General features: G+C 60.3%; 15 protein-coding genes. 2 read left to right on the top strand and 13 right to left on the bottom strand.

Annotated features, from left to right (window positions below; genetic code table 11):
- Positions 1-73: 73 nt before the first annotated feature.
- The 13 genes from ACM26W_RS01765 to ACM26W_RS01705 form a co-directional block, all read right to left on the bottom strand.
- Positions 74-1,000, bottom strand: coding sequence for an electron transfer flavoprotein subunit alpha/FixB family protein (locus ACM26W_RS01765; protein ID WP_416139167.1), 927 nt, complete (start codon positions 998-1,000; stop codon positions 74-76).
- Positions 997-1,749 (bottom strand): electron transfer flavoprotein subunit beta/FixA family protein, encoded by a 753-nt coding sequence (locus ACM26W_RS01760; protein ID WP_416139166.1) that lies wholly within the window; start codon positions 1,747-1,749, stop codon positions 997-999. The genes ACM26W_RS01765 and ACM26W_RS01760 overlap by 4 nt, the downstream gene beginning before the upstream one ends.
- 10 nt (positions 1,750-1,759) lie before the next feature.
- Positions 1,760-2,581 (bottom strand): HpcH/HpaI aldolase/citrate lyase family protein, encoded by an 822-nt coding sequence (locus tag ACM26W_RS01755; RefSeq protein WP_416139165.1) that lies wholly within the window; start codon positions 2,579-2,581, stop codon positions 1,760-1,762.
- A 116-nt stretch (positions 2,582-2,697) separates the two neighbouring features.
- Positions 2,698-3,861, bottom strand: a complete 1,164-nt coding sequence (locus ACM26W_RS01750; RefSeq protein ID WP_416139164.1) for an acyl-CoA dehydrogenase family protein — start codon at positions 3,859-3,861, stop codon at positions 2,698-2,700.
- On the bottom strand, positions 3,861-4,694 hold the full coding sequence (locus ACM26W_RS01745) for an FAS1-like dehydratase domain-containing protein (protein ID WP_416139163.1): 834 nt from the start codon (positions 4,692-4,694) through the stop codon (positions 3,861-3,863). Before ACM26W_RS01745 ends, ACM26W_RS01750 begins: the two co-directional genes overlap by 1 nt.
- A 56-nt stretch (positions 4,695-4,750) precedes the next feature.
- Complete coding sequence (locus tag ACM26W_RS01740; RefSeq protein WP_416139162.1) at positions 4,751-5,398, bottom strand: glutathione S-transferase family protein; 648 nt, start codon at positions 5,396-5,398, stop codon at positions 4,751-4,753.
- A gap of 28 nt (positions 5,399-5,426) precedes the next feature.
- Positions 5,427-6,581 (bottom strand): acyl-CoA dehydrogenase family protein, encoded by a 1,155-nt coding sequence (locus tag ACM26W_RS01735; RefSeq protein ID WP_416139161.1) that lies wholly within the window; start codon positions 6,579-6,581, stop codon positions 5,427-5,429.
- 36 nt (positions 6,582-6,617) lie between these two features.
- Positions 6,618-7,421 carry an enoyl-CoA hydratase/isomerase family protein gene (locus ACM26W_RS01730; RefSeq protein ID WP_416139160.1) on the bottom strand — a complete coding sequence of 268 codons (804 nt, stop codon included), beginning with the start codon at positions 7,419-7,421 and terminating at the stop codon, positions 6,618-6,620.
- Complete coding sequence (locus ACM26W_RS01725; protein WP_416139159.1) at positions 7,418-7,735, bottom strand: DUF1330 domain-containing protein; 318 nt, start codon at positions 7,733-7,735, stop codon at positions 7,418-7,420. Before ACM26W_RS01725 ends, ACM26W_RS01730 begins: the two co-directional genes overlap by 4 nt.
- Before the next feature lie 11 nt (positions 7,736-7,746).
- Complete coding sequence (locus tag ACM26W_RS01720) at positions 7,747-8,493, bottom strand: SDR family oxidoreductase (RefSeq protein WP_416139158.1); 747 nt, start codon at positions 8,491-8,493, stop codon at positions 7,747-7,749.
- A gap of 11 nt (positions 8,494-8,504) precedes the next feature.
- Positions 8,505-9,677, bottom strand: coding sequence for a thiolase family protein (locus ACM26W_RS01715; RefSeq protein WP_416139157.1), 1,173 nt, complete (start codon positions 9,675-9,677; stop codon positions 8,505-8,507).
- A gap of 3 nt (positions 9,678-9,680) precedes the next feature.
- A complete protein-coding gene (locus tag ACM26W_RS01710) occupies positions 9,681-10,133 on the bottom strand; it encodes a PaaI family thioesterase (protein WP_416139156.1) in 453 nt (150 codons plus the stop codon).
- Positions 10,130-11,335 carry an acetyl-CoA C-acetyltransferase gene (locus ACM26W_RS01705; RefSeq protein ID WP_416139155.1) on the bottom strand — a complete coding sequence of 402 codons (1,206 nt, stop codon included), beginning with the start codon at positions 11,333-11,335 and terminating at the stop codon, positions 10,130-10,132. The genes ACM26W_RS01710 and ACM26W_RS01705 overlap by 4 nt, the downstream gene beginning before the upstream one ends.
- Before the next feature lie 515 nt (positions 11,336-11,850).
- Here ACM26W_RS01705 and ACM26W_RS01700 point away from each other — a divergent pair.
- Entirely contained in the window at positions 11,851-12,531 is a 681-nt protein-coding gene (locus ACM26W_RS01700; protein WP_416139154.1) for a 3-oxoacid CoA-transferase subunit A, read from the top strand.
- A gap of 13 nt (positions 12,532-12,544) precedes the next feature.
- Entirely contained in the window at positions 12,545-13,198 is a 654-nt protein-coding gene (locus ACM26W_RS01695; protein ID WP_416139153.1) for a 3-oxoacid CoA-transferase subunit B, read from the top strand.
- The last annotated feature ends 38 nt before the right edge of the window (positions 13,199-13,236 follow it).

The following is a 13,236-nucleotide window of genomic DNA, read 5'->3' as shown; positions in this document are numbered from 1 at the left end:
AAAAAGCCGACGGCAACGGCATGTGCCATCACCGCCGACAATCGGAGAAACTTCTACTGAATCAAACCCGCCCTTACAGCTTCTGCTCGAGCTCCGGCAGGGCCTCGAAGAGGTCGGCGACCAGGCCATAATCGGCCACTTGGAAGATCGGCGCCTCCTCATCCTTGTTGATGGCAACGATCACCTTGGAGTCCTTCATGCCGGCCAGGTGCTGGATGGCACCACTGATGCCCACTGCGATGTAGAGGTCCGGGGCGACGATCTTGCCGGTCTGACCCACCTGCATGTCGTTGGGCACGAAGCCGGCGTCCACCGCGGCGCGGGAGGCACCGATGGCCGCGCCCAGCTTGTCGGCGATGCCGTCGAGCAGCTTGAAGTTCTCGCCGTTGCCCATGCCGCGGCCGCCGGAGATCACCACCTTGGCCGCGCCCAGCTCGGGGCGATCGGACTGGGCCAGCTCTTCCTTGATGAAGGTGGACTGGGTGTTGTCGGCGACGAAGTCCACCGCCTCGATGGTGGCGGAACCACTCTCACCGACGGCGTCGAAGCCGGTAGTGCGCACGGTAATCACCTTGAGGGCGTCCTCGCTCTGCACCGTGGCGATGGCGTTGCCGGCGTAGATCGGGCGCTTGAAGGTGTCCGGGGACTCCACCGCGATGATCTCGGAGATCTGCGCCACGTCCTGGAGCGCGGCGAGGCGCGGCAGCACGTTCTTGCCCGTGGTGGAGGCGCAGGCCAGCACATGGCCGTAGTCGCCGGCCAGCTCTCTGAGTAGGGCGGCCATGGGCTCGGCCAGCTGATGGGCGTAGGCGGCGTTGTCGGCCACGCGAACCCGGCTGACGCCGTCGAGCTTCGCGGCGGCCTCGGCGATGGCACTCACGCCTTCGCCTGCCACCAGCACGTCGATATCGCCACCGATCGCCTTTGCTGCCACGACCGCATGGGCGGTGGCGCCGGCCAGGGCGCCGTCGTGATGTTCGGCCAGGACCAGGATGCTCATGAAATCACCTTCGCCTCGTTCTTGAGTTTGTCGACCAGCTCGTCCACGGAGCCCACCTTGACGCCGCCCTGGCGCTCGGCCGGCGGCTCGACCTTGAGCAGCTTGATTCGGGTGCCTACCGAAATGCCGAGATCCGCCGGGGTCTTGACGTCCATCGGCTTCTTCTTGGCCTTCATGATGTCGGGCAACTTGGCGTAGCGCGGCTCGTTCAGGCGCAGGTCGGTGGTGACGATGGCGGGCAGGGAAAGTTCGATGGTCTGCAGGCCGCCATCCACTTCGCGGGTGACCTGGGCCTTGTCGTTGTCGATGACGACTTCCGAGGCGAAGGTGCCCTGGGGCAACCTGGTCAGGGCGGCGAGCATCTGGCCGGTCTGGTTATTGTCGGTGTCGATGGCCTGCTTGCCCAGGATCACCAGGCCCGGCTGCTCCTCTTCCACCAGCTTGGCCAGCGCCTTGGCGGCACCCAGCGACTCGACACGCTCATCGGTCTCGACATGAATAGCGCGGTCGGCGCCCAGCGCCAGGGCGGTACGCAGCTGCTCCTGGGCGGCCTTGGGGCCGACGGTCACGGCGACCACCTCGGTGGCGACCCCGCGCTCCTTCAGGCGCACCGCCTCTTCCACGGCGATCTCGCAGAAAGGGTTCATGGCCATCTTGACGTTGGTGAGGTCGACGTCGGAGTTATCCGGCTTGACGCGGATCTTGACGTTGTAGTCAATCACCCGCTTTACAGCGACGATAATTTTCATAAGAAAAACCTTACAGAATACGATTAGCCCGCTTGAGGATCATCGAAGCGCGATTGATGACAGGCGCATCCACCATCTGTCCATCGACCTGGAACGAGCCGGAGTTCACCTTGGCTGCCTCAATGACCCGACCGGCCCATTCGACGAGGCTCTGGTCGGGCGTGAAGGCACTGTTGACGATCGACACCTGGTTGGGGTGGATACAGAGCATGCCGGAGAAGCCCATCTCCGCCGCTGTCCTTACGGCTTTCTCGATCCTGCCGGCATCGTGTATCTCGGGAATCACGGTCTCGACGGGTGCCGGCAGACCGCAAGCCCGAGAAGCGACGACGAGCCGGTAGCGACACTGGTTATAGAAAACCGCCGCTCCCTCCGATGCCGGGTCGATGTTCAAGTCGACCGCCAGGTCGAGGGCACCAAAGGTCAGGCCCGCCACCTCGGGCGCGGACGCGATCTCGTTGATGCTCAGCAGGCCCCTGGCTGACTCGATAAGCGGCCACACCGGCTTGCCCAGGCCGGCGACCTTGCGGATATCGTCGATACCTTCCGCCTTGGGCAACATGATGCCGTCGACACCAGACAGCTCGGCACAGAGCTCGATATCCCGGGCCAGTTCTTCGCCACCCGCGTTGACACGGACGATGACACGGGAGCCCGTGGAGGCCGCCAGGAAGCCCTGCAGCAGGCGTCTCGCACTCTCCTTTTGATCCTCGGCCACAGCATCTTCGAGGTCCACGATGACCGCGTCGGCGTCGCCCGCCAGGGCCTTTTCTATACGGTCGGGCCGCGTGGCAGGCACGAATAGGTAGGAACGGCAACTCTCCAGAAACACGGGCACCCCCAATATGGCTTGATTAAACGATCACGACTCGCAGGGCGTCGATCCCTCGCGCCCCCAGTGCCGCCTCCCCACATGATGCGAATACCGCATCATGCGGAGGACGACGATCAGAAGGAGCGAGGCAACTCCAACAGATGCTCCGCCACGTAGGAGAGAATCAAGTTGGTTGAGATCGGTGCAACCTGATAGAGCCGCGTTTCACGAAACTTCCGTTCAACGTCATATTCGGAGGCGAAACCGAAGCCGCCATGGGTCTGCAGACAAACGTTGGCCGCCTTCCACGACGCTTCCGCCGCCAGATACTTCGCCATGTTGGCACTGGCCCCGGCGTTGGCCCCGGTGTCGTACTCATGGCAGGCGCGCCAGCGCATCAAGTCGGCAGCTTCGACATCGATATGCGCCTGGGCGATGGGGAATTGCACACCTTGATTCTTGCCGATCGGCCGGCCAAAGACCTCACGGTCACGAGCGTACTGGCTGGCCTTCTCGATGAACCAGCGTCCATCCCCGATGCACTCGGCGGCAATCAGCGTACGTTCCGCGTTGAGCCCATCGAGAATGTAGCGAAACCCCATGCCCTCTTCACCGATCAGGCTATCGGCAGGAATCTCCAGATTGTCGAAGAACAGCTCGTTGGTCTCGTGGTTCACCATGTTCGGGATCGGCTGGACACTCATGCCGTTGCCGATCGCCTGGTGCAGGTCGACTAGGAAGATCGACATGCCCAGGGACTTGCGCGTCACTTCCTCGATCGGGGTAGTGCGCGCCAGCAGGATCATCAGGTCGGAGTGCTGGATGCGTGAGATCCAGACTTTCTGGCCATTGACGACATACTTGTCACCCTTACGCACGGCCGTCGTCTTAATCTTGGTGGTATCGGTGCCAGTCGTCGGCTCGGTCACCGCCATCGACTGCAGACGCAGTTCGCCGGCGGCAATCTTGGGCAGATACTTGCGTTTTTGCTCCTCACTACCGTGCCGCAGCAGTGTGAACATGTTGTACATCTGGCCATGCACGGTGCCGGAGTTGCCGCCACAGCGGTTGACCTCCTCCAGGATCACGGACGCCTCGGTCAGCCCCAGGCCGGAACCGCCATACTCTTCAGGAATCATGGCGGCCAACCACCCCGCCTCGGTCAGGGCATCGACGAACTCCTCGGGAAAGCCCTTGCGCTCGTCGACGGCGCGCCAATAGGCGTCATCGAAGTTCGCGCACAGTGCCCTGACACCTTCGCGAATGGCGTTGATGGATTCTTGATCATGAGTAAACATCAGATAGTCTCCTTGTATTGAATCTCAGCCTGGTGGGCTGGGCCATCGTCATTGAATGCCAGAAGTGAGCAGCTCTGGTCTTCATTTTCTACGCCACCGACCAGGAACTCCTTATCAGCAATTAGCGGACGAATTCCGCGAAAGGCGAAATACTCTGGAACCCGATGGGGAAAGCGTTGCGTGAAGCTTCGCAGCAAGAGAGTCGCAATCATGGGACCATGTACCACCAGCCCGAGATACCCCTCCTGCTCGGTGGCATAGGGGAGGTCGTAATGGATGCGATGGCTGTTGAACGTGGCGGCCGAGTAGCGAAACAGCATAACGGACGAGGGATAGACTGGATCCTGCCAATCCATGGGGGGCACCAGCAGGGAGCTCGTCAGCTTGGGCGGTGCGGGCGCCCGGTAGACGATATCTTGCTCCTCCCTTAAGCATGTCACGCCGTGCTGCAGATACTCATGCTGCACCGTGACGAAGAGCAGGTCGCCGGTCTTGCCCTGCTTCTCCTCAATCAATCGGATGGTCGAGTGGCGCTGCGCATACTCCTCGACGCGAAGCGGCTGTAGAAAGCTGACGCGGCTCCCCGCCCACATCCGGTTGCGCCCCTCTACAGGGGGGAGGAAGTCTCCAGTCAGAGGGTGGCCATCCACTCCGAGCCTGGAGGCCACCACCGGTTCCTGGAAGAATGCCCAGTGCCATAGGGGCGGCAGGGCGTCCCCCGCGGCAGGCGCGTCGTCCCCGAGGGTGACGGCCAACCGCTTGGCCATCGATGATGAGAGAAAATCGACAGATTGCTCCTTTCTTCCCAACCATCTCTTAAAAGATAATGACATTGCTAGCCCCAATTGGCACTCAACACCGGCTCTGATACAGAGCACTAAAAAATAAATTATTTAGATGAATCGGTCGGGAGAACTTCGTCACTAAAAGCTGTCTCTGCCACTGAATAGCGCTGACAGAAGGTGTCATGCCATGCGGACAACTCGCTACGATTCTGTCTCCAGTCACGGTCACCGAAGCGGAAGTCGTAATAGCAGAGTGCCACGCCGATCGCTATATGACCCGCATCGAAGGGGCGAGATACGATAGCCTCTGCCTCACTCTCAAGGACATCCAGGCCCGCTTCGAACTTCTTCTGGTTGGACTCGACGATCCTCTCGTCGACCTGATCATTCCTGCGCATTCTTGTTTCGATCAGCAGAGTGACGCCCACCTCCATCATGCCGGTGCCGATCGCCTCGTAGCGCAGGGTCGCAAGCCGCTCTTCGGGATCGGACGGGAAGAGCCGGGCGCCCTTCGTTCCCGTCTGATCAGCCCACTCCAGGATCACCCGACTGTCAAAGAGCGGGAGAAGGCCCGGACGCTCGAGCGTGGGGATCTTGCCGAAGGGGTTGATGTGCAGGAAGTGCAGCGGGGGCAGGATGGGATCCGCCACGGTTCGACGTGTTTCCACATGATCCATCAGGCCTTTCTCATGCAGCGCTACCATGACCTTGCGGACATAGGGGGAGCGCGGAGACCAGTGCAGGATATTCATTGCGCTATCCTTATCGTGGGAATGGTGGTTATCGCCACGCGGCGGTGCCAGTGATGTCGCGGCCATGAATCATAGCCAGGATGCCTTGCGTGCCATCCGGCACCTGGAAGACCCGCGCATCGGCCCACAGCTGCGCGAGGCCAAGCTCCTCGGTGACTCCCATGCCTCCGCAGAGCTGCATGGCGGTGTGGATCACCTTGACGGCATTCTCGGTCGCCAGGCGCTTGGCCATTGCGGAGATTCCGTTGGAGCGTGCCCCGGAATCCAGCTTTGCCAACGCCATCAGGCAGGTCAGTCTGGCACTGGTGATCGCCGCATCCATGTCGGAGAGATCCTGCTGGACGAGCTGGCGAGAGGCGAGTGGCGCGCCGAACTGTTGACGCTCAAGCACGTGCTGCAGTGCGATGTCATACGCCCTTCTGGCTATGTTGAGGGTCATCAGACCGATCAGCGGACGATTAGCGTTCCAGACGATGGTCATGTACTTTCCAGCATCACCGGGCGAGCCGATAATGTGTGACACTGGCACCTCGGTGCGGTCAAAGGTCACTTCGCAAAGGTGCCCTTGCTTCAGACCTGCCAGCGCGGTTTCCCGGAGCCCTACCTCGGACTGGGAAAGATCAACCAGTACCCGTTGTGGTATGGGACGGCCCCTCTCGTCTTTCCCGGTCGAGCATGAGACGATCATGCAGTCGCAAATGGAGGCATTTGTAATCCACATCTTGGATCCGGTGATGTAGGCACGATCGCCTTCCACTTCGAGCTTCGTCGAAATGGTATTGGAGTCGGAGCCCGCATTCGGTTCGGAGTTGGCAGTGCAGACGATCTTTCGGCCTCTGCGAAAATCGTCCAGGTAGCTATCGCGAATCGATTCATCTGCCCCGGCGTTGAATCGCACCGTGGATCCGTCATGAGACAGCAGGGACAGCGCAATCACCGGCGGCAGCTGCTCCATGGCCAGGCCGTAATTCAACATCGAAAGCCCCGAGCCACCGAACTCCTCGGGCAGGCGGGAGGCAGTGATGCCAAACTCCTCCAGATGGCCATAGATCTCCTGCATCACCGGCTTCGACAGCGGCTGGTCGGCAGGCTCACTTGCGAGGATGGGAGCCAGGGTCTCCTCGGAGAGTCGCTTGGCGGCCTCCGAGAGCATACTTTGATCGCTGTTGAGTTCAAACTGCATGGTATAAAGCTCTCTATTCCTGTAGGGGGAGACACCTCAATTACCGGTGTAGTGCGGCTTTCGCTTTTCGCCGAAGGCAGTGCGCCCCTCTATACGGTCGGTACTATCGCGCAGTAGCCCCCAGGCAGTGTTGGATTGGGCGATGTAGTCCGCAGGTGCAAGATGTGCCGTCTCGACCGCCAGCTTCTTAACCATCTGAACCGCTAGTGGCCCATTCCTAGAGATACGTTCGGCAATTTCCAGCGCACCATCCATCAAGGCTTCAGGCTCATATACATCGCTAATCAGGCCGACATTTAAGGCATCAGCAGCGCTAATACGATCGCCGGTCAGCGCAAGCTTCATGGCATGAGCAGCAGGTATCGCTCGCAAAAGGGCTTGCACCCCACCAACAGCTGGAACACTGGCAACTTTCACCTCGGGTAGAGCAAATGTCGCCGTACTAGAGGCAACACGCAGATCGCATTGCAGAGCTAACTCCAACCCCCCTCCTAGGCAATACCCATTCACTGCTGCAATAATTGGCTTCCAAATCTGTAGGTCACTGAGATCAAGCAATCTAGTATAGCCACCGTCAGCAGCCTCCGCTTCACGGCTAATTAAAAGATTACGTGCAAACCCACGTTCTGGCGGGAAAGTTTTTTTCAGATTCGCCCCGCTACAGAAGGCCTTACGCCCTGCTCCAGTCAGGATAATAACACGAACTTCCGGGTTGTCTTGATGAGAAATCAGCGCACTACGCAATTGCAAAAGGCAGTCCGGTGTCAGCGTATTCATGGCATCCGGATCATTAATCTCGAGGATCGCTACCTCGCCTTTGACCCAATGATTAATACTCACACTTGCACCTCCTGATCCGTCACTTCAATTCCGGGCACAGCCCAGATATCAAGATAACCTAGGCCTTCCCGCAAAGGCTTGATAGTGCGCTGATATTCATTCGACCTCCAGAAGTCTCTTATTGAACTCATGTCAGGGAAGATAAAACAGGTGATACGTTGGTACGGAAACTCCCCTTCCAGCACTTCGGCAGGAACACGGCGAGCTAGGTACCTACCACCAAATGAAGCGATACAATCTGCGACCTTTGACTGATAAGCCTCCCAACCATCAGCCACGACGTCACGAGCCAAAACAACCATATAAGCTGACATAAATCTTCTTCCTAGACGCTTTGACTGGAGAGTGATCGACCGCCACAAACATAAAGCAACTGCCCAGTAATATAGGAGTTCTCTTTATCTGCAAAAAAAGCTACTGCTCTTGCAATATCTTCGGGCTTCCCCATGCGACCCACAGGTACTGTCTTCTCCAGGTGTTGACGCTGCTCATCGGTGTAGCTCTGCATCAGGGGGGTTTCGACGATGCCAGGCGCCACCGCGTTAACTGTAATGCCCTTGCGTGCCAGCTCGATGGCAAGTGTCCGCGTCAGGCTCACCACTCCACCTTTAGCGGCAGAGTAGTTGGCTTGGCCGAATCCACCGAGCCAAGCGCGTGAAGAGATATTGATGATCCTGCCCTCTCCTGCCTCGATCATTCCCGGAACAACGGCCTTGCAGCACAGGAATTGTGATTTGAGGTTGACATCAAGAACGGCATCCCAGTCCTCCTCTTCCATGTTAACCAGGCGTTTGTCACGGGTAATCCCCGCGTTGTTGACCAACACGTCCGGCGCCTTCCATTTCTGGATGATCTCCTGAACGGCGCTCTCTACTTCGGCCTTCTTGGTGACATCGACAACCTGGCCGATGAAACTCTCTCGATCGATATCCAGTTTAACGCGCAGGGCCTTGAGTGCGTCGACATCCCTGTCCCACACGACGAGTCGGTAACCGCGTGCCACTAATTCCCGACTGATACCCAGACCGATTCCCTGGGCGCCGCCGGTAACGATAGCAATACGATCTGACATAGTGGCGCTCCTTAAACCGATAGGATAGTAACGACGGCAATGGCGGAATCCCCTGCAAGCTGCCCGCCATTGTTCTCTGCGAGCGCCACCTTGGCACCCTCTTTCTGCCGCTTGCCTGCGGTACCACGCAGGTGATGAACCAGCTCGATTATCTGGCCGGCCCCCGTCGCACCGATGGGATGGCCTCGGCTCAGCAGGCCACCGCTAGGATTCACCGGGATGCGTCCACCGATCGCGGTATCCCCGGAGCGGATCAGGTCAATGGCACCGCCCGGCTCACAGAGACCGAGGTTTTCGTAGTGAATCAGCTCGGCCGGCGCAGAGGCATCATGCAGCTCGACCACGTCGAGGTCCTGCGGACCAAGGCCGGCCATTTCGTAGGCCTTTCTGGAGGCGCTGACGGCTACCAGATCACGTTCACCATGCGCCTTGGCAGACACCACCGATGAAGCGCGAACCCGAATCTTCGGGGTGCTGAGCTTATTCGCGAAGGCTTCCGAGGTCAGCACGATGGCCGCCGCTCCGTCGCCGATCGATGAGCACATGAACAGCGTCAGAGGGTCGCTGATCATGCGACTCTCCATCACTTCCTCGATGCTGGTCTCTTTTCTGAACTGGGCGATGGGGTTGAGGCTTCCAGCATGACGACTCTTCACTACCACTCGGGCGAAATCTTCGGCGCCACCCCCAGTTGCCTCCATCCACTTGCGTGCCTTGGCGGCATAGAGGTCCATGAAGAGCGATCCGGATCCGGACTTGTAGCCCTCGGGAAGGGGCTCCTCGAGATCCACCGCGCGCTGGAAGGCTCCGAATGAGACGGCTTTGTCTTCGTGGGTCAGTTTCTCGCTGCCCATCACCAGCACACAGTCTGCCTGGCCGCTTGCAACCATCAGCCAGCCCAGATGAAAGCCGGAGCTGCTGGATGCACACGCGTTCTCGATGTTGAACATCGGAGCGCCGTCGAGACCAGTGTTCCGCAGTGAGGATTGCGCGCGGATCATCTCCTGACCGGTTACGACACCGGCGGCTGCATTCCCGAACACCACCTGCTCCACCTGATCGGCGGTGATGCCTGCATCTTTCAGTGCCAGCGCGACGGCCTCTTCGGACAACGACTTCAGGTTACGATCCAAAAACTTGCCGAAGGCGGTCATACCCACGCCGGATACGATGACATCTCTCATTGATTACTCCTCCAAGCTTGAAGTCATGGGCAGTAACAGTCTCTTGAAGCTGCCACTGCCGATCGCGACCACGTTGCCGTCGGCGTCGAGTACTTCTCCCCGACCGAAGACGATCTTCTTGCCGCCACCCACTATTCGGCCGCGCGCCTGAACCAAGGGGCCCCGGGGTGCCGCAAGGTATTCGATGGAAAGCGTCAGAGTGACAGCCCTCACCAGGTCGTGGTGATTCGCTACCACACGGGCCGGGAAGCCGCAGGCGGCGTCCAGAAGCGACGCCAGCACGCCACCGTGAACCCGCCCTTCAGCGTTGAGGTGTTGCTGGGCCTGCTCGAGCTCGAAACGCACGCCGTCTTCGCCAAGGTGGAGCAGACGCAGGCCAAGACTTGCCAGGAAAGGGCTCTCCGATAGGATGTCGTCCAGCTGCCAAGGGGCCTGATACGAACCTGGAATGGTCATGGGCGCTCAAACACCGCTGCGATGCCCTGACCGCCACCGATACACATGGTCGCGAGGCCGTAACGCGCCTTGCGACGCCCCATTTCGTGCAACAGCGTCGTCAGGATCCTGACGCCGGTGGCACCGATCGGATGCCCAAGGGAGATACCCGAACCGTTCACGTTCACACGCTCGAGATCATCCAGCTCCAGCCCCTTGAGGACGGCGAGTGCCTGGGTGGCGAAGGCCTCGTTCAACTCGATCAGATCGATCTGATCCAGCGTAAGACCGGTGCTCTCGAGCAGCTTGCGTGTCGCCGGCACAGGACCGATGCCCATCCGCGCAGGGTCCACCCCTGCAGCACTCCACCCCACCAGGCGCCCCATGGAGGTAAGCCCATGCCTGGCAAGATAGTCGCCCGACACGACCAGGCAGCCGGCCGCGGCATCGTTCTGCTGGCTGGAGTTACCCGCCGTGCATATACCCCCCTCGCGCAGCGCCTTCAAGCCGGCGAGGCTCTCGGGAGTGCTCTCGGGACGAATCCCCTCGTCCCGCGACACGGTGATGCTTGAGCCCTTGCGTCCCGGAACCTCGACCGAGCAGACCTCGTCATCGAAGCGGCCGCTCTCCCACGCCACGTGAGCCCTGGCATGACTCCTGGCGGCAAAGGCATCGGCCTCCTCCCGGCTGATGCCGTACTCGCGGGCCAAGGTGTCCGCCGTTTCCGGCATGCCCGAAATGTACCCGAAGCGCCCCTCGGGCTGCGCTTTAACGCGGCCGCTCTCGAGCCGATCGTGCAGGGTCACGCTGCCCGCACGCGCGCCCCAGCGCATGTCGGTGGAGTAGTACTCGATATTGCTCATGCTCTCGACGCCAACCACCATCACCGCATCGGCCTGTCCGGTCTGGACGCACATGGCCGCATTGACCACCGCCTGCAGGCCCGAACCACAGCGACGATCCAGCGTATAGCCGGGCACCTCCAGGGGGAGTCCTGCCGACAAGGCGCCGTAGCGTCCCAGGCAGGGGGCTTCGCTCGACGCATAGGACTGAGAAACGATCACCTCATCGAGGGTCGCACCGTCGAGACCAGTACGCGCCATGAGTTCGTTCACGATGCGCACCATCAGGTCGTCGGCCGTCAGCGGCCGGAGGGAGCCACCAAATTTCCCGATGGGCGTACGGACGGGAGAAACAACGTAGGCTTCTTTAAGTTTTGTCATGGCTAGACAGTTCCTTCTCGGCCTCCTGCAGGTTGGGAATCGGGCTGATCCACTCCGGGAGCCAGACACTTAGTCCGTATGACGGACATATGTCCACAAATTAAGACCACTCGCGCAAGGCTGTCAAGCCTGGCGCTCACGTCTACATCTAAAGTGGAAGAGCGTCCTCCAGGGCGCATCTCCCCCTCCCTGGGGGCCGCTTTCGGGCGGCCCCGAGACCCACGGCGGCCGAGGACAACCGCTCGGGGACGCTACGCTCCCACCTGCCCGCGGGAGACGGCTCTGAGCGTGGCCCCATCGCGGCTCGCCGACCCGCTGGACGTTGATCAAGCGCCACTCCCGAGGTGGCTCCGCGGGCACACTTTTCCCTTGACAGGCGGTTTTGCTTTGGCTTGACATAGGCCCCGCACGTGATATTTTGGACATATGTCCACTATACGAACAAGGCCAGACTAGATATTCATCTCCCCCAACCTGATGTTTTTGGGGATGTTTCAGCAAAGGACGGTAAAGCAATGATAAATAAGTTCACCTCATCGATCGCCGAGGCCCTGGAGGGGGTACCCGACGAGGGGACGCTGCTCCTGGGCGGATTCGGCGCAGTTGGACAGGCCAACCTGCTGATCGAAGGGCTTCTCGAGACCGGCGTGCGCAACCTCACCGTGGTGGCGAACAACGCGGGCTATGGCAACGTGGGGCTTGCCAGGCTGTTGAAGGAAGGCAGGGTAAGAAAGCTGATCTGCAGCTATCCACGCATCGCAGGCTCCACGGTTTTCGAAGAGCTTTACAGCGCCGGGAAGATCGAGCTCGAGTTGAACCCGCAGGGCACACTCGCGGAAAGGATGCGCGCGGCCGGAGCCGGGATTCCGGCCTTCTACACCCCCACCGGCGTCGGCACGAAGCTTGCCGAGAACAAGGAGGTGCGTGAGTTCGACGGCCAGACCTATATCCTGGAAAAGGCACTCCACGGTGATGTCGCGCTGATCGAGGCGTGGGAAGCCGACCGCTGGGGCAACCTCACCTATCGCAAGGCCGGTCGCAACTTCAATCCCGTTTGTGCCACCGCTGCGAGACTCACCATCGCACAGGCCCAGCACGTACAGGCGTTGGGCGAGCTGGATCCGGAGGCCATCGTGACCCCCGGTATCTTCGTCGACCGAATCGTGCATCTCCCCTATGGCGACCCGCAGGAATAAGAGGCTACCGACGATGACGCAGACACAGTGGACCCCAAGAACTCGCTCCGACATCGCTTCCTGCGTGGCTCGAGACATCCCCGAAGGCTGGTACGTCAATCTGGGCATCGGCGTTCCGACGCTCGTGGCCAACCGGGTTCCCGAAGGCAGGGAAGTGATCTTCCACGCGGAGAATGGCATTCTGGGTATCGGTCCTGCTCCCGAGCCGGACAAGCTCGACCGCTGGATGATCAATGCCGGCAAACAGCATGTCACCCTGCTGCCGGGGGGCTCTTTCTTCCACCACGCCGACAGCTTCGGCATGATCCGCGGTCGCCATCTGGATCTCTGCGTGCTGGGGGCCTATGAGGTTTCCTCAAGGGGCGACCTTGCCAACTGGGCGCGATCGGATAACGACTCGGCTCCCGCAGTGGGAGGTGCCATGGACCTGGCGGTGGGTGCCAAGAGGGTCTGGGTCGCCATGAATCACACGACCCGAGATGGTGCTCCCCGCCTGGTAGAACGCAGCCAGTACCCATTGACCTCTCAGAGGTGCGTCAGTCGCATCTACACCGATCTTGCGGTTATCGATGTCGCCGACGAGGGCTTCGTTGTCCGTGAGATGATCGATGGCATGACACGCGACACCCTTCAGAGCCTGACCGGTGCGCCACTCAAGTGGCGGTAACGACCGTTATCGGGCCTTTAACGCCGCAGCGAGGAAAA

The sequence above is a fragment of the Halomonas sp. HK25 genome (genome assembly GCF_047795635.1).
GTDB lineage: Bacteria > Pseudomonadota > Gammaproteobacteria > Pseudomonadales > Halomonadaceae > Halomonas.
Note: the sequence above shows the minus strand (reverse complement) of the source record. Positions and strands in the feature narration are given on the sequence as shown.